The following is a 24,050-nucleotide window of genomic DNA, read 5'->3' as shown; positions in this document are numbered from 1 at the left end:
AATAATAATTATGTTAATAAATGAACAAACAGTAAATTTTAAAATTACTGATGATTATTTAAAATCTGATGAAGATACTTGTATCATAGCTGGTGTATTTGAACATTGCCGTTTATTTCCTTCGACGGAACATATAAATAATGTCAGTCAACAATACATTTATTCTTTATTGCAACGAAGTAAATTTGATGGGTCTTTAAATCAAAACTTATTATTATACGATATTCCCTATTTTTTAAATAGACAAATTTTACTAGTTGGATGCGGTAAAGAATTTGAATTTAATTCTAGTACTTACAAAAAAATACTATGTAACTCCATTAAATTTTGCAAGAATTTTAATATTAATAAAATTTTGTTCTTATTAACTGAATTAAATATCAATGGATACTTTCCTTATTGGAAAATAAGACATAGTATATCGATAATTAATAATCAATTCTATACTTTTAACAGATTTAAAAATCACCAGAATTCATTAGAAAATACTTCTTCAATTGAAGTTTGTTTGTATATAAACAATCCCAGTGAATTCAAAATTTGTGAACAAGCTGTGAAAGATGGATCAATTATTTCCAACGGAATTAATATAGCAAAAAATTTAAGCAACATGCCTCCCAATTATTGTACCCCAAATTATTTATCTAACCAAGTTTTGAAATTACCTAGTTATTATAGTAACTTAAGTGTAGATATTATTTGTGAATCAAATCTAAAAAAAATGGGAATGAATTCCTATATAGCGGTCGGAAATGGATCAAGTTACCCAGCTGTAATGCCTGTTATAAAATATACAAATCATCCTGACGGCAAAAATATGAATAATCCTATAGTTTTAATAGGAAAAGGGCTCACTTTTGATTCAGGTGGAATATCTATCAAACCTTCAAATAATATGGATGAAATGAAATATGATATGTGTGGAGCTGCTGTAGTATATGCAATCATGTGTATAGTATCTCATCTAAAGTTGCCATTAAATATAATTGGAATTCTTGCTATCTCTGAGAATATGATCAGCAGTAAATCTTTAAAACCAGGAGATGTAATAACTACTTTATCCGGTCAAACAGTAGAGATTTTAAATACTGATGCTGAAGGAAGATTAGTATTATGTGACGTTTTAACATACGTAGAAAGATATAACCCATCAATCGTGATTGATATAGCCACGTTAACAGGAGCATGTGTTGTAGCTTTAGGAAGACACTTTAGCGGATTAATGACTAATAACAATAATTTAGCCAAAGATTTAATTTTAGCTTCAGAGCAAACCCAAGATTTTATCTGGAGATTGCCTATTCATGAAGTATTCGAAAAACAATTAAAATCTACCATAGCAGATATAACTAATACTGGAGATAAATCTGGAGGAGGAGCTATTATAGCAGCATGCTTCCTCAATAAATTTACTAAAAAATATAATTGGGCTCATTTAGATATTGCTGGAACTGCATGGATATCAAATAAAGAACTTAAAAGTTCGACAGGAAGACCTGTCGAACTTTTAAGTCAATTTTTGATTAACAAAACTACATCTAATTTCATTAGATAACTAAATTATATCTATACCTCTTAACATAATAGAATTTATATCTTAAATATCTCTGAAAAATATATATTCAGTATATATACTGACAATAAAAAGATGAATAAGGTTAATAGAAGTGTCGAATAAAAAACAAGGATTATTTTATCTGCTGCCTTCAGTAGATTATAAAAATAAACTAAATTTTCAAGAAAAATTAGCATGTTATCTAACACAAAATAAATGGAGACTTGGAAAAAGCATTCTAATAGCTTGTGAAAATAAAACTCAAGCTTTAAAAATAGATGAATTTTTATGGAACATAGACAAAAATGCTTTTCTACCTCATGATTTATTTGGAAAAAATATACATAAAATCCCAATAATTATATATTGGAAGCAATGTTGTTTCAGTAATGCTTTACTAAAAGATATTTTAATAAATCTAATGAAAACAAATAAAGATTTTTTTTTCAATTTCAATGAAATTATTGATTTCGTTCCTTCAGAATTTTTTTTAAAAAAATTAGCTAGAATACGATATAAAATATTAAAAGATATCGGGTTTCATTTAAAAATACTAAAAATATTTAATTTTACGATAAGTGATTAATATATGATGGAAAAAATATATAATCCAAAACAAATAGAAGAACCAATTTATGAATTTTGGGAAAAATCAGGTTATTTTGAACCTGATACAATAAATTTTAAAAAATCTAGATTTTGTATCATGATGCCTCCTCCTAATATTACTGGAGAATTGCATTTAGGTCATGCGCTTCAACAAACTATCATGGATATTTTAGTTCGTTATAATCGTATGAACGGAAAAAATGTATTATGGGTTACCGGCGTTGATCATGCTGGAATCGCTACCCAAATACTTGTAGAAAATAAAATTTTTAGCAACACAAATACAATAAAAACAAATAATACAAAAAAAAAACTACTACAAGAAATTTGGATATGGAAAAAACATATTGAAAAATTAATTAGTTATCAAATAAAACGATTGGGATGTTCAGTATCCTGGAAAAATAAACGATTTACTATGGACCCACAAATTTCTTTTGCTGTGAAAGAAGCATTTATTCGTTTATATGAAGACAATTTAATTTATAGGGGAAAACGATTAGTAAATTGGGATTACAAATTACAAACTGCTATTTCTGATTTAGAAGTAACACATAAACAAGTAAAAGGTTCTATGTGGTACATAAAATATCAATTAGAAGAACATAATAGAAAATTTAATATTTCCACTACTAATACTAACATTATTAGTAATTATATAACTGTGGCTACAACAAGACCAGAAACTATATTTGGAGATGTTGCAGTTGCAGTAAATCCACAAGATTCTCGTTATTATGATTTAATTGGAAAATATGTATTAATACCTTTAATAAATAGAAAAATACCCATCATTTCTGACAAATTTGTAAATCCCAATGTAGGAACAGGTTGCGTTAAGATCACTCCTGCGCATGATTTTAACGATTATATTATAGGTAAAAAACATGATTTACCAATGATTAACATTTTTTCAACTCATAGAAAAATTCTTGAAAAACCTGAAATTTTTCATAATCATGATCAAATTTATAATCAGGATAACCACTACTATATTCCAAAAACATTTCGTAATTTAGATTGTGAACAAGCTAGAAAGATAGTCATTTTAGAATGCACACAATATAACCTATTAGAACAAGTAAAAGACTACAATACAACAATTTCGTATAATAATCGAACTGGAACAATTATTGAACCTTTAATCACCAACCAATGGTATATTAAAACTAAATGTTTAGCTAAACAAGCAACAAATATTGTTAAGGAAAGAAAAATAGAATTTATTCCTAATACATATAAAAATATATATTTTGAATGGATGAATAATATTCAAGATTGGTGTATTTCCAGACAAATATGCTGGGGGCATCAGATTCCTGCTTGGTATAACGATAAAAATGAAATATATGTAGGACATTGTGAATCAGATATAAGAATAAAACATCAATTAAATGATGATACAATATTACAACAAGACAACGATGTATTAGATACATGGTTTTCTTCCAGTTTATGGACCTTCTCTAGCTTAGGTTGGCCTAAAAGTGATTATTTATTAAATTTCTTTCATCCTACTGATATTATAATTAGCGGATTTGATATCATATTTTTTTGGATTGCTCGAATGATTATGATGACTATGTATTTTATTAAAGATACAAACAACAATAGTCAAATTCCATTTAAAAAAATATATATTACCGGACTAATAAGAGATGAACATGGACAAAAAATGTCCAAATCTAAAAATAATATAATAAACCCAGTAAATATAATCGATGGAATATCCTCAAATAATCTACTAAATAACAATATAAACAATAATTTTAATTCACTACAATCAACACAAAATTCTGATAAAAAAAATAAAAATCAATTAAAAAAACAATTTTTACATGAAATAAAAGCATACGGAGCTGACTCTTTGAGAATGACTTTAACAGCATTGTCATCTTCTGGTCGAGATATACACTGGGATATAAACAGATTAACAGGATATCATAATTTTTGTAATAAATTATGGAATGCTAGTAAATTTATTTTATTACACACCAATAATCAAGATTGTGGAATAAATTCTAAAACAAAAAAAATATTCTCTTTACCAGATCGTTGGATCATTTCTAAGTTACATCAAACTATTCAAATTTTTTACCAAGAACTAGAAAAATACAGATTTGATAAAATTGTAAACTTATTATATGAATTCATTTGGCATCAATTTTGTGATTGGTATATTGAACTTATTAAACCTATACTCTATTCCAATACTAATATCCAACAATTAACAGGAACTCGTTATACTTTAATCACATCTTTTGAAACTTTATTACGTCTGTGTCATCCTATTATTCCTTTTATTACAGAAAAAATTTGGCAACAAATCAAACAAATAATACAAGTTAAAGACAATACTATTATGTTACAACCATTCCCTAATTATCATATTCCTTTTATTGATACAGAAGCTATCATTGAATTTGAATGGATAAAAAGTGTTATTTCTGAGATAAGAATGTTTCGAACATATATCGGGATACCATATAAAATCCCTTTAAGCATAGCATTTCGCTATTCTTCTGATCACATAAAAAGATATATACTAAATAATAACTATTTGCTTATTAAAATTGCACAACTAAAAAAAATTGATCTTTTAAAAAAACATGACAATCCTTCCAAAATAGCATTTAGTATTAAGATAAATAAATCAGAATTATTAATTTTTATTCCAGATGTATTTAATAAAAAAATTGCAATAAATAAATTACATAAAGAAATAGAATTATTAACCCGTAAAATAAATGATATCAAACAAAAACTAGATAATAACAACTTAAATTTAAAAATTTACTTAGTTAAAAAACAAGAAAAATTAATTTATTATGAAAACATTAAAAACAAATTATTTAATCAACTTTCTATAATCCTAACTTTATCAGAATAAACACTTTATAAATTAAATATAAATCTTAAATTTTAAAAATTAGTTACATATTTTATTTACACCTATTTTATAAAATAAAAATTTAAGTAATAATAGTTTATTTGTTAATAAATTAAAGGATATTTTATGAATAAATTATATCGACGATCTTTCTTAAGATTAAAAGATTTTAATGTAAAAGAAATTAAATATATATTACATTTAGCAAATAATTTAAAATATCAAAAAAATAATCAAACAGAAACTCAACAATTAAAAGGTAAAAATATTGTACTTATTTTTGAAAACAATTCAACTCGAACGAGATGTGCATTCGAAGTAGCAGCATTTGATCAGGGAGCTCGAGTAACCTGTTTAACTCCTAATATTAGTCAAATCGGACACAAAGAATCTATTAAAGATACTGCTAAAATTTTAGGACGAATGTATCATGGAATTCAATATCGTGGATACAACCAAGACATTGTCAAAATATTTGCTCAATATTCTAATGTTCCAGTATGGAATGGTCTTACTGAACAATTTCATCCAACACAATTACTTGCTGATCTGATGACCATGCAAGAACAAATATCACATAAATCATTTGATAAAATGAAATTAGCTTACGTTGGAGATGCTCGAAACAACATAGGAAACTCTTTGTTAGAAGCAGCTATAATAATGGGATTTGATTTAAGATTAGTATCGCCTAAAGAATTTTGGCCAAAAAAAGAATTATTTTTAGAATGTCAAAAACTATCTCATCAACTTAATTTTAAAAACATTTTGCTTACTGAGAATATTGCTGAAGGAGTAAAAAATGTAGATTTCCTATATACTGATGTATGGGTTTCTATGGGAGAAAATGAGAAAGTATGGGCTCATCGAATTTCCTTACTATCTCCTTATCAAGTCAATCAAAATATGATAAATCAAACTGAAAATCCAAACGTAAAATTCTTACATTGTTTACCAGCATTTCATAATACTGAAACCGTTATTGGTAAAAAAATTGCTCAAAAATACAATTATTTAAATGGATTAGAAGTAACAAATGAAATATTTGAATCAAAACAATACAGTGTAGTTTTTGAGCAAGCTGAAAATAGATTGCATACAATAAAATCTTTAATGCTTGCAACATTGCTTCCAAATTTAAAATGAAAACACTATAACTATTTTCAAAAAATTTTTCGTTAATAAGATAATAATTTCAATTAATTATTACATTAAACATGATACAATGCACAGTTTTAAATATAAATTATTTATTATTACTAAAAACTTAATTGCAGTTTTACATGAAAAAAATAATTCAATCTATTTATACAAAAAAAGCTCCAGGTCCCTTTGGTCCATATACTCAAGCTATAGATACTGGAAGTATAATATATATATCTGGTCAAATTCCTATTATTCAACAAACAGGGGAAATCCCTGATAATATTTACGATCAAACATATCAAACATTAGAAAATATACAATATATCTTAGAATCAAAACATCTAGAAATTACCAATCTTGTTAAAACCACTTTATTTGTAACAAATATTCATGATTTACCAAAAATTAATGATAGTTATAATGATTTCTTCAATACAAATTTTTCAAAAAAAACTCAACACAACAACATACCTTTAAATTTACCAGCTCGATCCTGTGTAGAAATTTCTAAACTACCTAAAAATGTAAAAATAGAAATAGAAGCTATTGCAATGCGTTTTTATTAAACAACAAATTTAATTCATTTGTACAACAATATATAAATTCTATAAAATTTATTATCTCTATTTTTATATACATAACACTTCATATCTTTAAAACCAAAAATACACTACTAAATCTACTCAGTAATAAACAATCATAACTTATTACTACTGAGTAGATTTAGTAGTGTATAAATATATTATTCTATCCACTAATTTCTTTTATAAAACAGATATCACTACTAATATTATATCTAATATTAAAAATAAAATTTTTCATTTATTGCCTAACATTTTTAATTCATATGCTAATGCTTGTTTTGTATCATACTGATTTTCCCATTTAGCAATTACTAACACTGCTAATGCATTTCCTACCACATTTAACGCAGTACGAGCCATATCTAATATTCTATCAACTCCAGCAATAAATGCTAATCCTTCCAATGGAATGCCTACGCTACCTAAAGTAGCTAATAATACAACAAAAGATACTCCAGGAACACCTGCAATACCTTTAGAAGTAATCATCAAAGTCAATACTAAAATAATTTCTTGACTTAAAGATAATTCAATACCATACAATTGAGCAATAAAAATAGCTGCAATACTTTGATACAAAGTAGACCCATCTAAATTAAATGAATATCCTGTCGGCACTACAAATCCAGTAATAGTAGATGGTGCTCCATATGCCTCCATTTTTTTTATAATACGAGGTAAAACAGTTTCAGAACTTGCAGTAGAAAAAGATAAAATTAATTCCTCCTTTAAAATGCAAATTAAATTCCAAATTTTTAAATTACATATTCGGGCAACTATTCCTAATACTATTAAAGCAAAAAATACTATAGCACCATAAACCAACAAAACTAATTTAGTAAGAGGTAATAACGAACTAAATCCAAAAGTTGCAACTGTTACTGAAATTAATGAAAAAACTCCAATAGGAGCATAACGCATTACCATATTTGTCACCTCAAACATGGTATCTGCTATGGAATTAAACATATCCAATAATGGTAATTTAGTCTTATCTGGTAATGCAGCTAATCCAAGACCAAAGATCACCGAAAAAAAAATGACCGGCAACATATCTCCTTTAGCCATTGAATCTATAACATTTGATGGAATTAATGATAACATAGTATTCGTTAAATTTGATTGAATCTCAGATGTTGTTTGTTCATACATCGATATATCCGTCTTAGACAAAATAGACATATCAATTCCATATCCTGGATGAAATATATTAGCAAGTGCTACACCGAATATTATAGCAAGAGTTGTAATAATCTCAAAATAAATTATAGTCTTTAGTCCAATACTTCCTAATTTCTTAACATCTCCTATTCCAGCAATTCCTACAATCAATGTAGCCATCACAATAGGAACAACAATCATTTTAATCAATCTAATAAACACTTCCCCAGATGGAGAAAGCAATGTATTTATAATCCAATCTTTTAATTCCATTTGATCATGTAATGCAATTCCTACAATAATACCCAAGTTTAAAGCAAAAAAAATCTTCCAAGCAAGGGTAATTTTAAAATCTCTAATCATCATAGTTACCCCTTAATAAAATTGATATTTCTATTCATGTATACTCTATAAAAATCTAACCTTTGTAATTACTGAAAAAGGTAACTTCAAAAAAATATTTTAATATATAATAAAATTCAATAACTAATATAATCAACTATTTAAATTAAAAATCCTTATGATCACTTATTATATATTACTTTACCAATCGTACTGTACAACAATGATATTCTAACACAACGTTCCGTATTAAATAGTAAAATTATCAATTAAATAAATCAAACTTAACATGACTATATCTTAATCATGTTCAATTAATAACGCTTCTAACAAATCCAAATCACGTAATAATTTTATCAATGTTTCATTAGTGATTTTTTGCTGAGCACGTAAATGATAATACTCACTTCGCTCAGCTCTTAACGCATTTAATCTCATACGCCTTTCTAAATCCTCCATTAACATAGAACGTAAATCATTATTTTCATCAATACGTCTTCTTAAATTACCAATAACTCTAGCACTCACCTCATTGATTAATTGACTATCAATATTTTCTTCAGTACTATGTGTCAACCTCTCCTCAAGCTTATATAAACTATCTATAGCTACTTCAGCGGCTATAGAACGAGCCATTCGTTCTTCTAAACGTTGCAATGATTTATCCGATACTTTAACTCCATGAAGCAACCATGGCAAAATTATGACACTACACAATAAAGAAAGTAAAATAACTCCAGTAGCAATAAAAACAAGTTGATACCGACATGGAAATGCTGTTCCATCCTTTAAAAAAATTGGTATTGACAATACACCTGCCAATGTAATCGCTCCTCGAACTCCCGCAAAAGAAGCAATCAAAATTTCACGTATACTATATTCACTAAATACCATAGGTCTATTATACATATAATATAAACTAATGTATTTCATCAACCATAACCATATAAATCTTAAAATAATTAACTCTATATAAATAATAATTACATATACAAATAACATCCATGTTTTTATAGTTGGATCTAACTCTGCTTGAGAAATAGAAGTAAATAAAATATCTGGTAATTGTAATCCAAGCATGATAAAAACCATACCATTAAAAATAAATTCCAACATAGTCCATACACTATTACCTCTCAAACGCATAGCTAATGGAGCATGTCGAATAATACCAGATTGACCAATAGTCATCCCTGAAGCAACTGCTGATAAAATTCCAGATACTCCAATATGTTCAGCAATTAAATACACAGCAAAAGGTAACAATAATAGAAGCACTGTTTGAGTAGCTGGATCCTCACTACTCAAACGACTAATTAATCTTAATGATTTACTATAACCCCAAGTCACAGATATCCCTGCTAATAATCCTCCTAATGCTACTTTAATAAATTCTACAGATACTCCGCTAATACTAAATATCATAGTTCCCATAGCTACAGCAATAGCAAATTTTAAAGACACCAATCCAGATGCATCATTCATTAAAGCTTCTCCTTGTAAAATATCCATAATTTTTTTGGGGATACGTCCTTCCCCTACAATTCCAGAAAGAGCTACTGCATCCGTTGGAGATAAAACTGCTGCTAAAGCTAAAGATGCAACTAATGGTATCTCCGGTATCATCCAATGAATTAAATATCCAATTCCTACTACAGTAATAATAACTAACACCAGTGCTAATATTATAATTTCTCCTCCATGACGTAAAAATTCTTTCATTGGCGTTTTCCATCCATCTGAAAATAATAATGGAGGGATAAAAAGCAATAAAAATAACTCAGGATTAAAATCAACATGTAACCCAAATTTTGGCCAAGCTAATGCTGCTCCTAACGAAATTTGCATTAAAGGTAATGGTACTTGAAATGGTAAAATTTGCTTTATTATTCCTGAAATAGATACAGCTAAAGTAAGAATAAGAATTGTAAAAAAAATCTCCATGATTTCAATCCTATCTCTTAATATACATATTTGTATATATAATCTATTTAATATTATATATTAACACTTAATATATAAATAATATGCTATACCCTTTTCTAAGGGATACTTGCAGAAGTACATACAAATAATTCTAAAAATTCTTACAACTTTTAAATAAAATTTGGATTAATTATTTTTAATAAAATTTGAATATTATGAGCAATAATACGAATACATTATTCCTATCAATTATATCATATATGTAATTTAAATCTGAAATTTACACATAACCTATATACAAACTAATATCTTGTATAAGAAATACTCTAAATAAATTGAATACTTTATATGCCTAAAAAGGAATATCATCTTCATTAAAATCTGACTCAGATTCATCATTTGACTTTGAATCATTTTGAATATTAATTATATCATTATCTTCTAATCCTACAGTTTCATCGCTAGATGGCTCATGTTCTAATCCTGTAGAACGATTATTTAACATTTGCATAACCCCATTCATACCTACAATAACTTCAGTAATATATCTATCACTTCCATCTTGACCTTGCCACTTTCTAGTTCTTAAAGATCCTTCAACATACACTTGAGATCCTTTACGAAGAAAGGACGATGAAATTTCTGCTAATTTTCCAAACAAAACTATACGATGCCATTCTGTCCTTTCTTTTATCTCATTAGTTTGTTTATCTTTCCAAGATTCAGTGGTAGCAATAGACATATTGACTACTGCATTTCCACTAGTCATATAACGAATTTCTGGATTTTGACCTACATACCCAATCAAAATAACTTTATTAATTCCTCTAGAAGCCACACAAATACTCCTTCATTCCAACTAATCTAATACTTACTAATAAGGTAATCAACAATATTAACAATCTACAATTTGTAATTTAATATTTTATTATACTTAACCGTAACAACAAATACTATAGAACTATATTTTGCATTATAATTGTATCATGATTTATTTTATATTTCACTACAATAATCTCATAGATTTATTCAATAAATTTTAACTTAATTTTTCAATATTGATTATTATCAATATAATTATCAAATCTAGCCCATTGACCATTAAAAATTAATTTTATTGTTCCTATTGGGCCATTTCTCTGTTTACCTAAAATAATCTCAGCAATACCTTTCATTTCACTATTTTCATGATATAACTCATCTCTGTAAATAAATAAAATAAGATCTGCATCTTGTTCAATCGCTCCAGATTCCCGTAAATCTGAATTAATAGGATGCTTATCAACTCGTTGCTCTAAACTCCTATTTAATTGAGAAATAGCAATTACTGGTACTTTTAATTCCTTAGCTAAAGATTTCAATGATCTAGAAACCTCGGAAATTTCTAATGTACGATTATTTGATAAAGATGGCACTCGCATTAATTGTAAATAATCAACCATTATTAAACTTAGCCCATTATGTTCTTTAAATAATCTTCTAGCTCGACCTCGCACATCAGATGGAGTCAAATATGAAGAATCATCAATATATATATTACGCTTTTCTAATAATAACTCTATAGTGCTAGAAATTCTTAATCGATCTTCATTATTTAATTGACCTGTTCTAATATTCATATAATCTACTCTAGATAAAGAAGCCAACATTCTCATAGCTATTTGATTTCCAGGCATTTCTAAACTAAATATTAATACTGGTTTACATTCATTCATTGCAACATGCTCACATAAATTCATAGCAAATGCAGTTTTACCCATAGAAGGACGAGCCGCAATCACAATCAAGTCAGATTGATGTAATCCATCAGTTTTTTTATCTAAATCTCTATATCCACTAGAAATTCCAGTAATACCAAATTTAGAATTAATACATGATTTTTCAAGATGAGAAATAGTATCTGATAAAATATAGTCTATACTTTTTAAATTATTACTATTATTATATTTATGATGTGAAATCTTAAAAACAAGAGATTCAACAAAATCTAATAATTCATCACTATTTCTTCCTTGAGTATTATATCCAGCATCAGCTATCTTATGAGCTGTACTTATAACTGATCTAGTTATTGAGCGTTCTTTAACTATATTAACATACTCATTAATATTAGAAACACTAGGAACGTTTTTTGATAATTCAGCTAAATATCCAAATCCTCCTACTAAATTTAATTTCCCTTGTATTTCTAAAGATTCAGACAATGTTATTAAATCAATAGGTTTATTCATATCTAATAGACGTTGAATTTCAGAAAAAATAACACGATGTTCTGAATTATAAAAATCATCAGAAGTAATTTGAGTGGATACATATTCCCACTGTTCATTATCTAACATTAAACTACCTAAAATTGATTGCTCAGCTTCCAATGAATACGGTAATATCTTTATATTATCACCATATCCTTTTTGCTCTCCTATCGAACTATCTTTAATATTTTTTTTTCTAAACATAAATATTAATTTTCACATGCAAAATACATAACTACTATCAACATATCTGATAATTATTGTACTAAAACCATTAATTAATAACTATTGTTCATATATCAATAATATAATTTTAAAAAATTAAATAATTTGTTACAATATATAAACTAATTATATATAATTCTATACTAAAATTACCATTCTATATTTAAATCTATTTATTTGTTCTAAATACATCTATACTACTTTTTATTTAAAATAAATAATTAAGTAAATTTGTTAATTAATCAACTATTTTTATAAAAATATTACAGGAATAAAGATATGAATATTAATATTCACACACTCTTGATACAAGTAAAAAAAATATGTATACATAGACATGTGCGATTAACCCCACAACGCCTAGAAGTATTACGGTTAATTTCTCAGCAACACTATAAAGCAATTAGTGCATATGATTTATTAAATTTATTACAAGAATCTTCGTTACCCCATGCAAAACCCTCTACCATCTATCGAGCTTTACATTTTTTACTAGAGCAAGGCTTTATTCATCGTATTGAATCTACTAATAGTTTCATGTTATGTAAATATTTTTTAGAATTATCTCATAACTTTGTTTTTTTTATTTGCAATCATTGTAAACAAGTAACAGAACATACTGTCAAAGGAGTTGACGAAATACTACAAAATACAGCACAATTAAGCGGATTTATTATATCTAGCAATATCGTTGAATCTCACGGATTATGCTTTAATTGCACTAGTTTAATACATACTAAATAAAATATAATTAATCTTTATTAAAAGACAAACAATAATTTATCTTATTTATTATTAATTAAAATTAATAAAAATTTATTCATTCTAAATACTATTACTATATAACAAAATAAATAAATTATTTAAAAATATTTCTACAAGAATAAAACATGTTACAAACATAAATATTATTAATATCGGTCATATATTTAATGATCTTTATTACATAATTAAATAAAATTTAGTAAAATTCCTATAAACACTAACAAACCTACATAATTATTATTTAAAAAAGCTTTAAAATATTTTATTCTGTTTCCATCATACATTAATATTTGCTGCCATACAAATAATATACCAACTCCAAATACAGAAAAATAATAAAATACCATAGATAAGTTTTCTTTCCATCCAATTAATATAAATATAAATATAGTAATTGTTTGTAATATTCCTATAATTAATTTATCCATAGAGCCAAAGAAAAGTGCAGAAGATTTCACACCAATTTTACGATCATCATCTCTATCTACCATAGCATATTCTGTATCGTATACTATGGTCCAAATAATATTAGCTACACATAATAACCAAGTAGTACCATTTATATCATGACACGTTGCAGTATATGACATTAAAATAGGCCAACTAAATAAAATTCCTAAAAATAACTGGGGTACATCAATGTATCTCTTAGCATAAGGATATATCGATAATAATACTAATACTAAAAAAGCTAACAATATAGTCATAATGTTAAATACAGAAATTAATCCTGCTGCAATAACTATTAAAAATAAAAAAGTTAATAATGCTTCTTTTTTTGTAATTGTTCCATTAGGAATTGGACGACGTCTAGTACGTTGAATATGTATATCAATATTACAATCAATATAATCATTAATTATACAACCAGCAGACCTCATACACATTACCCCAATAATAAATACAATTAAAACAAAAGTATCAGGAATACCTTCATTTGACATCCATAAACCCCATAAAGTTGGCCAAAGCAATAAGAAAAAACCAATAGGTTGATTAATACGCATTAATTTAACTAAATTAATAAATTTATTATATATATCAAAAATATTATTCATTTAATTAAATATTAATTCTTATTATGTTATATAATCTTTTTCTATTTACTTATATTTAAATGCAAAAATATCTTATAGTATTATTGAAACAATAACTTTAAATTTGAAATAACATTCATTTGTTCATAAATACTCTATTATATAAAATTATTTTTATTTATTAATTAAAACTAATGCATAATATTTTATATACAAGATAATATGCTATTGTATATCATATACACATAATATATCTCAATATTTAAAGGCAAAATACTAACTTTTATGTTAATTAGTATAAATAATTTAAAAAATTAATTGTTTTATAATAAAAGCGTATTTCTTATGTCATATCTATTCTATGATTTAGACATACATATCAGAATCATGTTAATACTTGCATTGTGCTTTGTTTTCATCTACGAAGCTATTAATGGATTTCATGATACTGCTAATTCTGTAGTTCCTGTAATTTATACTTGTGCATTGCGCTCTAGTAGTGCAGTTATCATGTCAGGAATATTCAATTTTTTAGGAGTAATATTGGGTGGGGTTAGTGTTTCATATACTATCGTACACTTAATTCCTACTTATTTTTTCATAAATACTAGTGCTAATCATATTTTAATAATGATTTTTTCTATGTTATCTGCAGCAATCTTATGGAATCTTAGTACATGGTATTTTGGTTTACCTACATCAAGTTCTCATACTTTAATTGGGACGCTAATTGGGATAGGATTTGCTAATTCATTCATCATGCATTGTTCGATAAATGAAGAATTAAATATCTCACAATTAATCAATATCTTTTTATCTTTAATAATATCTCCAATAATAAGTTTAATTATAGCTAAAATAATAATGTTTTTACTATTGCAATGTCAAAATAATAATAAATATCAAGAAATTCATACTACCCCATCTGAGCAAGCTCAAATATGTGGAAAACAACATCCATCATTATGGATTCGTATGATATTAATCGTATCTGCTGCTGGAGTTAGTTTTTCTCATGGCGCTAATGATGGTCAAAAAGGTATTGGATTAATTATGTTACTTTTAGTAGGAGTAGCACCTGCTAGTTTTGTGTTAAATATGCATGCTAATAATAATGATATTATTAATACTCGAAATGCAATCAATAACTTTCAACGATATTATATTCAACAAGAAGATGATCATTTTAAAAATATTATTCCTTTAGAAATTATGTCTATGCCTATATCCACAGCATTAAATCAATTAACCATGATTGATCCAGCTATTCAAAAAATTACAAAAAAATTAATTCGAGAACATAATCATCAGACTGATTGTAACTGTCGAATATCAGCAATATATACGAAAGATCAAATAAAAAAAATTTTTTACGACTTCTCATTAACCTTAACTATTTTGAAAAATTCCTTACTACTACTCGATAATTTAAATAGTTATGAAGAACTAAATTTAAATCAACGACTTCAAATAAGGCAATTATTAATATATATTGCTGATATTTTAGATCAAATCATAACTCAACCAGAAATTTCAAACAAGAATAAAAAATTCTTGAAACATTTAAAGGTATATTTATTAAATACTGTTGAATATGCTCCAACTTGGATTATTTTAGCAGTAGCTTTATCCTTATCTTTAGGTACAACAATTGGTTGGAAAAGAGTTGCTATTACTATAGGAGAAAAAATAGGTACAAAAAAAATGACTTATGCACAAGGTTTATCTGCTCAACTCACTACTGCTATATCCATTGGCACAGCTAGTTATATTGGTATGCCTGTTTCTACTACTCATGTGTTATCATCATCTATTACTGGATGTATGCTAATACACGGATGGAAAGGAGTACAATGGAAAATAATAAAAAATATCTTAATGACTTGGACTTTAACGATACCTATATCAATTATATTAAGCGGAGGATTTTATTTATTAGCTTTTAAACTGTTTTATAAATATATATAAAACGTCTTCCTGAAAAACTATTTTACAATATTTTATATTGATTTTTATAAATATAAAATTAGGTCAAATATTACTTAATATAATAAACATACTACAAATTAAAACAAACTAAAAAATATATTATTTTTTATAGGAACATTATAATATTCTAAAATAGATTTCGTTGTAATCGTGCGATTTTTAGACTGAGTAAAACATCTTTTTAAATTTATTGATTTACTTATATAATCCATATAATAAAACAATATATTTCCTATTTGAGAATCAGTTAATTTTAAATTTTTACAATTTAACCAAATGTTCGATGCTAACATATCTGACCATAAATAACTATAATATCCTGCTGCATACTCGTCAGACGCAAAAATATGAGTAAAAATATGAGGAAATCTGTCTTGACTCGAAGTAGGATATACTGACATTTTTTTTAAAATTTCGTTAAATATTTTTAATACTGATTTTTTTGAATTCGGATGATATTCATAGTGAATTTTAAAATCAAATACCCCATATATAATTTGTTTTAATAAATTATACGATATTTGATAAGATTTTGATTGTAATAATCTATTAATCATTTTATCCGATAAAGGTTGTTTTGTTTTATAATGCATAGAAATAGATCTTAATATATTCGAATCCCAACAAAATTTTTCCATAAATAAACTTGGAATTTCTATAACATCTAATTCTGTTTCATTTATTCCAGAAATTTCTGGAATGTTCGAAGATGTTAAAACATGATGCAATACATGTCCAAACTCATGAAATAAAGTAATTATATTTTCATGTGTCAATAAACGTGGTGTATCTATATCTTCAGGAGTGGGGTCAAAATTACAAGTAAGGTATGCGATAGGACGTTGATATTCTATATCACCTTCGTATTTTATATCTGTATATGTATCCATCCATGCTCCTTCACATTTATTCTTTCTTGTGTAAAGATCTAAATAAAATCCCCCTTGCCATTCATTTTGATCATTAAAAATATCAAAAAATCGTACACTTGAATTCCATACCTCTACATGTTCACGTTTTAATATAAAAATATTATACATACGATTTGCTATATCAAACATTCCAGATAAAACTCTTTCTTCAGTAAAATATGGACGTAATTTTTTTTCTGAAATACAAAAAAGATGCGATTTTTGTTTTTCTTGATAATATGCTATATCCCATGGTTTTAAACATTGACAAGAATAATATTGTTTAGCAAATTTTTGTATTGTTAACAAATCTTGTTTTGCATTATCATATACATGATCAAACAAATTCATAAGAAAATTAAGTATTCTTTTAGGATCTTGAATCATTTTTGTTTTTAAAGATTTTTCAAAATAATTATTAAAACCTAAAATTTTAGCTATTTCATAACGTAATGATAAAATTTCATCCATAATTAAAGTATTATCCCATTTTTTAGCATTAGGGCCTTGATCAGATGCTCGTGTATTAAAAGACCAATATAGTTCTTCTCTAAAATTCTGATCATCACAATATGATAAAATTGATAAATAAACAGGATATTGTAATGTAAATAACCACCCTTTCTGTTTATTTGTTTGAGCTAATAAACGAGCTATATTTAATTGATTATCTGGAATTCCAGATAACACACTTCTATCTGTAATTAATTTTGTCCATCCTAATGTAGAATCTAAAACATTGTTAGAATACATTACACTACACTGAGATAACATAGAAATCATTTTACAATAATTTTTTTTTTATCCCCACATAAATAAATACCGGTTAATTCATAACGAGATAAAATTTTTTTTAATGCTATTTTCTGAACAATACTTAATGATTGATACAAACTATCATTTTGAAATAATTTATACAATCGATACAATCCTTCATGATGAAGTACCCAATTTTTATACTGAAGTATAGCCATCAAATTTTTTTGATATACAAAACGTAATTTCGAATTATGATGTACTGCGTTTAAATGAGCTATTGGAGACCAAACCTTTTTTAATTTATTTTCTGCAATCACTAATGGCTCATGTAAATCTTTCCAATCAGTAATTGATTTACCTGACGATACAATCAATTCTACTGTATTATAACAATAATTTATTTGTTTAGTTATTATATCACTAATATGATTCATTTTAATTGCAGAAAATTCAGGCAATTCAAAATTCAAAAACCTCTTATTCATTGATAATTAATTATACCTATTCCTATTTTAAAACACACTATAAAAATTAATAACATATATTAATGATACAAAAATAAACATATATACAATTATCTTTTATTTATTAAATATAATAAATAAATTATTCTTAAAATTAATACATGCATCATTGAATTTTTTAAATTATACTTTACTTATATAAAACAACAAAGTATAATCAACTCCAAGTATTAAAATATATGATTCTAAAGAGAATTCAAAATGGTTTTCACTTTACCTAAATTAGGTTATCCTTACAATGCTCTAGAACCCTTCTTTGATGAAAGAACTATGGAAATTCATCATTCTAAGCATCATCAAACGTACATTAATAATGCTAATTCTATTTTAAAGGAATTACCAGAATTTTCAAATATTTCAATAGAGAATCTAATTAAACAATTAGATTCTGTTCCACAAGAAAAAAGAGATATATTACGAAATAATGGAGGTGGACACATTAATCATCATCTTTTTTGGAAATCTCTTAAATTCGGTACAGAATTAACAGGATCGTTAAAAAAGGCTATAGGAGACACTTTTCTAAATTTAGATAACTTCAAAAAAGAATTTGAGAAAGTTTCTCTGAGTCATTTTGGATCAGGTTGGTCTTGGTTAGTTCAACAAGATAACAATCTAAAAATTGTTTCTACTATAAATCAAGATAATCCGATGATGGGAAAAAAATTTTCTGGTACTTATGGATTTCCAATATTTGGTTTAGATTTATGGGAACATTCATATTATCTTAAATATCAGAATAGACGTTTAGATTATGTTCAAGCTTTTTGGAATGTAATAAATTGGGATGAAGCTTCCAGAAGATTCGATGAGTCGCTTTATTATCAAACCTGATATAAAGGGGTTTTTGATGCGTCTGTTATGTCTGCATAACAGACGCATCAAAAACCTGTAAAATTAAATCTTTTACTGCCTTTAATAGAAGTAATCGATTTTCTTTAACTTTTGAATCTGGATCAAATATCACAACATTATCTAACAATTCATTAACTAAACTCGATAAAATTACCAATATTTCTAAGGCATCTTCATAGTAACCTTTTTCTAAAAAAAAATTTAAATTGATTTTAGTATGCATTATTTTTTTAAATAATTGTATTTCTTCTTCAGTTTTTAAAATAAATTTATCAATTTTCGATGAATCATCATAAAATACATTTTTATTTTTAATAATATTTGATATACGTTTATATACTGAATTTAATAATATACTTTTTTCTTTTTGAATAGTATAGAAATTATTAATAGAATCTATATGAATTCTAAAATTAGTAAAATCCCCAAATTTAGTATTTAAAACAGATTGAACCATATTCGCTTTATAACCTAATGCATTATAAAATAAACAAAGACGTTTACACATAAAGTTATAAATATTATTTTTTACATTTATCACATCATCAGTTAATTTTGATTCATATAATTCAACTGACTTATTTATTAAGCTCAATAAATTTAATGACATCTTTTTTTCAATAATAATATTTAATACACCTCCAGCTAATCGTTTTAAACCAAATGGATCTCTACTTCCTGTAGGAAATTCTTTAATACCAAAAATACCAGATATTGTATCCATTTTATCTGCAATAGATACAATACAGGAAATCCGTTCTACAGGTAATTCATCTGTATTATATCTAGGTTGATAATGTTCTTTCTGAGCTAATGCTACTTCTTTATCTTCTCCATCTCGTTCAGCATAATACATCCCAATAATCCCCTGAACCTCGGGAAATTCTAATACCATATCAGTAACCAAATCACATTTACACAAATGTCCAGATCTCCTAGCTTTAAATTCATTTTCATGAATCTGATTAGCTATCCAACCAGATAATTCTGTTATTCGATTTGTTTTGTCTTTTAAACTTCCAAGTTGATGATGAAATACTACTGAACTTAATTTAAAAAAATAATCTTCTAAACGATATCTATTATCATTTTTTAAAAAAAATTCTGCATCCATAAAACGCATTTTAATTATATTTTCATGACCCTGAATTATTTTTTTATAATCATGTGTAATTGTATTAATCACAAAAATAAAACATGGCAAAAGAAAATTTTTATTCTTATCATATACAGGAAAATATTTTTGTTTATCTTGCATAATATGAATCATTAATTCTTTTGGTAATTTTAAAAATCTTTCGTTAAATTTTCCAAACAAAATAACAGGCCATTCTATTGAAGAAGTAATCCTATCTAAAAAAACACTATTATCTTGAATATTAACTACTCCTCCAAGTTCTGCAGCCTTATCCTCAACAGCTATACGTATTGCATCTTTACGCATATTATAATCTACAATAACACAACCTTTTTTTATTAAAATATCAGGATAATCATTTGCATTACCCAGAATAATTTCATTATTCTTTATATATCTGTTTCCATATATTACTCTATCTACTTTTTTATTAAAAAGACAACCAGGAACTATATCAGTGTCTAATAATACTGTTATAGTATTAATTGGCCTAATAAATGGAACTTGTATATCTCCCCATTTCATCATTTCATAACTTGTTAATTTTCCTAAAGCATTTTTAATAACTTGAATCAATACATCCTCTACATTTTTATTAATTATATAATTATCTTCTAATGTATGTTTTATTTTACATTTTTTTAATTTTAAAATATCAGTCTTTATTGATTTGTTCTGAAATAAATTAATGTTCTTTTCTTTATTTAAAACATTGGTATTTACAGTTTCATTACTGATACCAATATCATTAGGCATACAAGATTTAAATAAATTTTTATTCCTTTTCATCACAAAAATATGTGATTTAATTGCTAAATGTCTAGGAGAAATAAACCAATCCACTGTATCATAACAAATATTGTTTTTTTTAAATTCATTTGTAACATAAAAAGCAAAATCCTGTCCTATTTTTTTTAAAAATTTAGCAGGCAATTCGTCAGTACCTATTTCTACTAAAAAAGTATATTTTTTCATATCTTATATATCTTCACATACACATTATATATTTTTTTTAGAACACAAAGGAAACCCTAATGTTTTACGAAATAAATAATACATCTCTGCTATCATTTGTGATAATCTTTGAATACGCAAAATATAATTTTTACGCTCTGTAATAGAGATTACTTTTTTTGCGTCTAATAAATTAAAAATATGTATTAATTTTAAAATCATTTCGTAAGACGGGATCATTAAAGGTTTTTCTAAATTAAGTAAATAATGTACTTCATTTTCATATTTATTAAAATTTTTAAATAATAAATCAACATTAATATATTCGTAATTAAAACTAGATTGTTCTAATTCATTTTGATAATACAAATCCCTATATGTAAAGACATTAGCTGCAGTATCCCCCCAAATTAAATCATATATATTATCCACATCTTGAATAAACAATGATAATCTTTCTAATCCGTAAGTTATTTCTCCAGTAACAGGAGAACATTCTAATCCACCTATTTTTTGAAAATAAGTAAGTTGAGTTATTTCCATTCCATTTAACCAGACCTCCCATCCCAACCCATATGCTCCTAATGTAGGATTTTCCCAATTATCTTCAATAAATCTAATATCATTTTCTAAATTATTTATTCCAATTTCTTTTAATGAATCTAAATATAACTGTAACATATTTTCTGGAGATGGTTTAATAATTACCTGAAATTGATAATATTGCTGCAATCTATTCGGATTTTTTGCATATCTGCTATCAGATGGCCGTCGAGATGCTTGTATATAAGCTACAGCTATAGGCTCTGGTCCAATAGCTCTAAAAAATGTTATAGGATGAGAAGTAGCCGCACCTACTTCCATATCTAAAGATGGTACTATAATACACTTATGATTCTTCCAATACCTTTCTAAAGCGATTATTAAGTCTTGTATAGTTTTTATATTAAAACTACAATTCTGTTGTTTCATATTAATTAATTTATTAATATTCATTTATATGAATAAATATATTTAAATAATTTAAACAAAATTTTATTTCAAACTTCCAATATGAAAAATTTAACATCACATTACTAAATTTTTGTAAAAAACTAGGTCAATTTCTGTATTAGCTCATTAACACATTGTATATATTTTAAAATTTTCATATACTACATACGTGATACTATTTTATAAAAATATTATATATATTTTATCTAATTTATTACTAAGTTATTTAATCATTATAAATTAGATTCTTTACATATAAAGTACATATAAGTTATTTTATTAAAAACAATAAAATTAACTTTAGGTATTTAATTATTATAATAATTTATGTATTAGGAAATTCATAATGTTTTCTACAAAAACTTATATTATAATAAGTTCTTATGCAATAATATTTTCATCTATTATTATGATTATCCCATTAGGTTTATTTCCTTGTTTTTTTTCTGGGTTTTTAACTTATGAAATTATTGTATCTCTAGCATCTTATTTCGAACGGTTTATAACGCCTTACCGAGCTAGACAACTTTCTATTTCAATAATAATTATTATCATTATTTTTACTATTACGATAAGTATTACAAGCTGTACTAATTTTTTTACAGAAGATATGAATAAAATTAATACACTTAACGAAATTAATCGAATTTTTTCTGATTTTAAAAAAAAACTCCCTGATACCTTACTCAAGTTCTTTCCAAATACAACATCAGAACTAAAAGAACAAATATTCTCATGGATTGAATTAAATCTGATCCTTATTCGTAATATGGGACATATCATTTTACATGGTTGCATTACTTTACTAATAGGATTAGTAATTGGTACTATAATTTCTTGTCCTAAATATACAAAAAAATATATAGAAAATAATACATATTTTGTTAATCAATTATTAGAGCGCATATATAATTTATCTCACGCGTTTCATAATATAGTATTTGCTCAAATTAAAATTTCTTCCGTTAATACGTTATTAACATCAATTATGATTTTTATGTTAATTCCGTTACTTGGAGAAACTCTTCCATTAGGAAAAACTTTAATTATCATTACTTTTATTTTAGGATTATTACCAATAGTTGGGAATATAATTTCTAATATTATGATAACTATTTCAGCTTTATCTGTTTCATTAAGTATTGGAATAATAATGTTAATATATCTAATTTTAATTCATAAATTAGAATATTTTTTAAACGCTGAAATCATTGGTAACAAAATTAACTCTAATACATGGGAATTGATTATTGCTATGATTGTTTTAGAATCAATTTTTGGATTAACAGGATTAATAGCAGCTCCTATTTTTTATGCTTATTTAAAAATAGAATTGAGTTCTAAAAAAATAATATAAAATAAATTAAATCTAAATCTAAATATAGCGATTCATATTTCATTACAGAACCACTTGCATTGGATATCCAATGCAAGT

18 protein-coding genes are annotated in these 24,050 nt (G+C 25.6%); 9 read left to right on the top strand and 9 right to left on the bottom strand.

The window, feature by feature from the left end; genetic code table 11:
* The first annotated feature begins 10 nt into the window (after positions 1-10).
* From Bfest607_RS00175 to Bfest607_RS00155, 5 genes are all read left to right on the top strand, one after another.
* Positions 11-1,555, top strand: coding sequence for a leucyl aminopeptidase (locus Bfest607_RS00175; protein ID WP_500838317.1), 1,545 nt, complete (start codon positions 11-13; stop codon positions 1,553-1,555).
* Between the two features lie 112 nt (positions 1,556-1,667).
* Positions 1,668-2,141 (top strand): DNA polymerase III subunit chi, encoded by a 474-nt coding sequence (locus Bfest607_RS00170; RefSeq protein WP_500838316.1) that lies wholly within the window; start codon positions 1,668-1,670, stop codon positions 2,139-2,141.
* Between the two features lie 6 nt (positions 2,142-2,147).
* The gene (locus Bfest607_RS00165) at positions 2,148-5,054 is read left to right on the top strand and encodes a valine--tRNA ligase (RefSeq protein WP_500838563.1); all 2,907 of its coding nucleotides are present in this window, start codon (positions 2,148-2,150) and stop codon (positions 5,052-5,054) included.
* A gap of 126 nt (positions 5,055-5,180) precedes the next feature.
* The gene (gene argF / locus Bfest607_RS00160; protein WP_500838315.1) at positions 5,181-6,200 is read left to right on the top strand and encodes an ornithine carbamoyltransferase; all 1,020 of its coding nucleotides are present in this window, start codon (positions 5,181-5,183) and stop codon (positions 6,198-6,200) included.
* A 137-nt stretch (positions 6,201-6,337) separates the two neighbouring features.
* Positions 6,338-6,766 carry a Rid family detoxifying hydrolase gene (locus Bfest607_RS00155; protein ID WP_500838314.1) on the top strand — a complete coding sequence of 143 codons (429 nt, stop codon included), beginning with the start codon at positions 6,338-6,340 and terminating at the stop codon, positions 6,764-6,766.
* 252 nt (positions 6,767-7,018) lie between these two features.
* Here Bfest607_RS00155 and gltP read toward each other — a convergent pair whose 3' ends face one another.
* The 4 genes from gltP to dnaB all read right to left on the bottom strand — a co-directional run bounded on the left by gltP (position 7,019) and on the right by dnaB (position 12,669).
* Positions 7,019-8,311 (bottom strand): glutamate/aspartate:proton symporter GltP, encoded by a 1,293-nt coding sequence (gene gltP / locus Bfest607_RS00150; protein WP_500838313.1) that lies wholly within the window; start codon positions 8,309-8,311, stop codon positions 7,019-7,021.
* 276 nt (positions 8,312-8,587) lie between these two features.
* On the bottom strand, positions 8,588-10,231 hold the full coding sequence (locus Bfest607_RS00145) for a Na+/H+ antiporter (RefSeq protein WP_500838312.1): 1,644 nt from the start codon (positions 10,229-10,231) through the stop codon (positions 8,588-8,590).
* Positions 10,232-10,565: 334 nt separating this feature from the next.
* Complete coding sequence (ssb, locus tag Bfest607_RS00140; RefSeq protein WP_500838311.1) at positions 10,566-11,051, bottom strand: single-stranded DNA-binding protein; 486 nt, start codon at positions 11,049-11,051, stop codon at positions 10,566-10,568.
* A 214-nt stretch (positions 11,052-11,265) separates the two neighbouring features.
* Positions 11,266-12,669: a replicative DNA helicase gene (gene dnaB / locus Bfest607_RS00135; protein WP_500838310.1), complete on the bottom strand. Its 1,404-nt coding sequence runs from the start codon at positions 12,667-12,669 to the stop codon at positions 11,266-11,268.
* 300 nt (positions 12,670-12,969) lie between these two features.
* Here dnaB and zur point away from each other — a divergent pair, with 300 nt between their 5' ends.
* Complete coding sequence (zur, locus tag Bfest607_RS00130; RefSeq protein ID WP_500838309.1) at positions 12,970-13,434, top strand: zinc uptake transcriptional repressor Zur; 465 nt, start codon at positions 12,970-12,972, stop codon at positions 13,432-13,434.
* A gap of 206 nt (positions 13,435-13,640) precedes the next feature.
* Here the strand turns inward: zur and ubiA are convergent, their stop codons facing one another.
* The gene (gene ubiA, locus Bfest607_RS00125) at positions 13,641-14,513 is read right to left on the bottom strand and encodes a 4-hydroxybenzoate octaprenyltransferase (protein WP_500838308.1); all 873 of its coding nucleotides are present in this window, start codon (positions 14,511-14,513) and stop codon (positions 13,641-13,643) included.
* 324 nt (positions 14,514-14,837) lie between these two features.
* On the opposite strand from ubiA, the gene Bfest607_RS00120 reads away from it, so the two are divergent.
* Positions 14,838-16,460 (top strand): inorganic phosphate transporter, encoded by a 1,623-nt coding sequence (locus tag Bfest607_RS00120; RefSeq protein WP_500838307.1) that lies wholly within the window; start codon positions 14,838-14,840, stop codon positions 16,458-16,460.
* A 98-nt stretch (positions 16,461-16,558) separates the two neighbouring features.
* On the opposite strand, the gene Bfest607_RS00115 is transcribed toward Bfest607_RS00120, so the two are convergent.
* Entirely contained in the window at positions 16,559-18,145 is a 1,587-nt protein-coding gene (locus Bfest607_RS00115; RefSeq protein ID WP_500838306.1) for a M3 family metallopeptidase, read from the bottom strand.
* A 26-nt stretch (positions 18,146-18,171) separates the two neighbouring features.
* Positions 18,172-18,636 carry a hypothetical protein gene (locus Bfest607_RS00110; protein WP_500838305.1) on the bottom strand — a complete coding sequence of 155 codons (465 nt, stop codon included), beginning with the start codon at positions 18,634-18,636 and terminating at the stop codon, positions 18,172-18,174.
* A gap of 240 nt (positions 18,637-18,876) precedes the next feature.
* On the opposite strand from Bfest607_RS00110, the gene Bfest607_RS00105 reads away from it, so the two are divergent.
* Positions 18,877-19,509, top strand: a complete 633-nt coding sequence (locus tag Bfest607_RS00105) for a Fe-Mn family superoxide dismutase (protein ID WP_500838304.1) — start codon at positions 18,877-18,879, stop codon at positions 19,507-19,509.
* 25 nt (positions 19,510-19,534) lie between these two features.
* Here the strand turns inward: Bfest607_RS00105 and glyS are convergent, their stop codons facing one another.
* Positions 19,535-21,643, bottom strand: coding sequence for a glycine--tRNA ligase subunit beta (glyS, locus tag Bfest607_RS00100; RefSeq protein ID WP_500838303.1), 2,109 nt, complete (start codon positions 21,641-21,643; stop codon positions 19,535-19,537).
* A 24-nt stretch (positions 21,644-21,667) separates the two neighbouring features.
* On the bottom strand, positions 21,668-22,594 hold the full coding sequence (glyQ, locus tag Bfest607_RS00095) for a glycine--tRNA ligase subunit alpha (protein WP_500838302.1): 927 nt from the start codon (positions 22,592-22,594) through the stop codon (positions 21,668-21,670).
* Positions 22,595-22,961: 367 nt separating this feature from the next.
* On the opposite strand from glyQ, the gene Bfest607_RS00090 reads away from it, so the two are divergent.
* Positions 22,962-23,972, top strand: coding sequence for an AI-2E family transporter (locus tag Bfest607_RS00090; RefSeq protein WP_500838301.1), 1,011 nt, complete (start codon positions 22,962-22,964; stop codon positions 23,970-23,972).
* Positions 23,973-24,050 lie beyond the last annotated feature (78 nt).

Source organism: Candidatus Blochmannia festinatus (nom. nud.) (assembly GCF_059936355.1).
Note: the sequence above shows the minus strand (reverse complement) of the source record. Positions and strands in the feature narration are given on the sequence as shown.

Excerpts from the sequence above, each read along its gene's own strand:
- gltP (WP_500838313.1), bottom strand. The coding sequence starts at position 8,311 with ATGATGATTAGAGATTTTAAAATTACCCTTGCTTGGAAGATTTTTTTT.
- argF (WP_500838315.1), top strand. The coding sequence starts at position 5,181 with ATGAATAAATTATATCGACGATCTTTCTTAAGATTAAAAGATTTTAAT.
- Bfest607_RS00110 (WP_500838305.1), bottom strand. The coding sequence starts at position 18,636 with ATGAATAAGAGGTTTTTGAATTTTGAATTGCCTGAATTTTCTGCAATT.
- Bfest607_RS00155 (WP_500838314.1), top strand. The coding sequence starts at position 6,338 with ATGAAAAAAATAATTCAATCTATTTATACAAAAAAAGCTCCAGGTCCC.
- glyQ (WP_500838302.1), bottom strand. The coding sequence starts at position 22,594 with ATGAAACAACAGAATTGTAGTTTTAATATAAAAACTATACAAGACTTA.
- Bfest607_RS00105 (WP_500838304.1), top strand. The coding sequence starts at position 18,877 with ATGGTTTTCACTTTACCTAAATTAGGTTATCCTTACAATGCTCTAGAA.
- glyS (WP_500838303.1), bottom strand. The coding sequence starts at position 21,643 with ATGAAAAAATATACTTTTTTAGTAGAAATAGGTACTGACGAATTGCCT.
- ubiA (WP_500838308.1), bottom strand. The coding sequence starts at position 14,513 with ATGAATAATATTTTTGATATATATAATAAATTTATTAATTTAGTTAAA.
- Bfest607_RS00090 (WP_500838301.1), top strand. The coding sequence starts at position 22,962 with ATGTTTTCTACAAAAACTTATATTATAATAAGTTCTTATGCAATAATA.
- zur (WP_500838309.1), top strand. The coding sequence starts at position 12,970 with ATGAATATTAATATTCACACACTCTTGATACAAGTAAAAAAAATATGT.
- Bfest607_RS00165 (WP_500838563.1), top strand. The coding sequence starts at position 2,148 with ATGGAAAAAATATATAATCCAAAACAAATAGAAGAACCAATTTATGAA.
- dnaB (WP_500838310.1), bottom strand. The coding sequence starts at position 12,669 with ATGTTTAGAAAAAAAAATATTAAAGATAGTTCGATAGGAGAGCAAAAA.
- Bfest607_RS00145 (WP_500838312.1), bottom strand. The coding sequence starts at position 10,231 with ATGGAGATTTTTTTTACAATTCTTATTCTTACTTTAGCTGTATCTATT.
- Bfest607_RS00175 (WP_500838317.1), top strand. The coding sequence starts at position 11 with ATGTTAATAAATGAACAAACAGTAAATTTTAAAATTACTGATGATTAT.
- Bfest607_RS00120 (WP_500838307.1), top strand. The coding sequence starts at position 14,838 with ATGTCATATCTATTCTATGATTTAGACATACATATCAGAATCATGTTA.
- Bfest607_RS00115 (WP_500838306.1), bottom strand. The coding sequence starts at position 18,145 with ATGTATTCTAACAATGTTTTAGATTCTACATTAGGATGGACAAAATTA.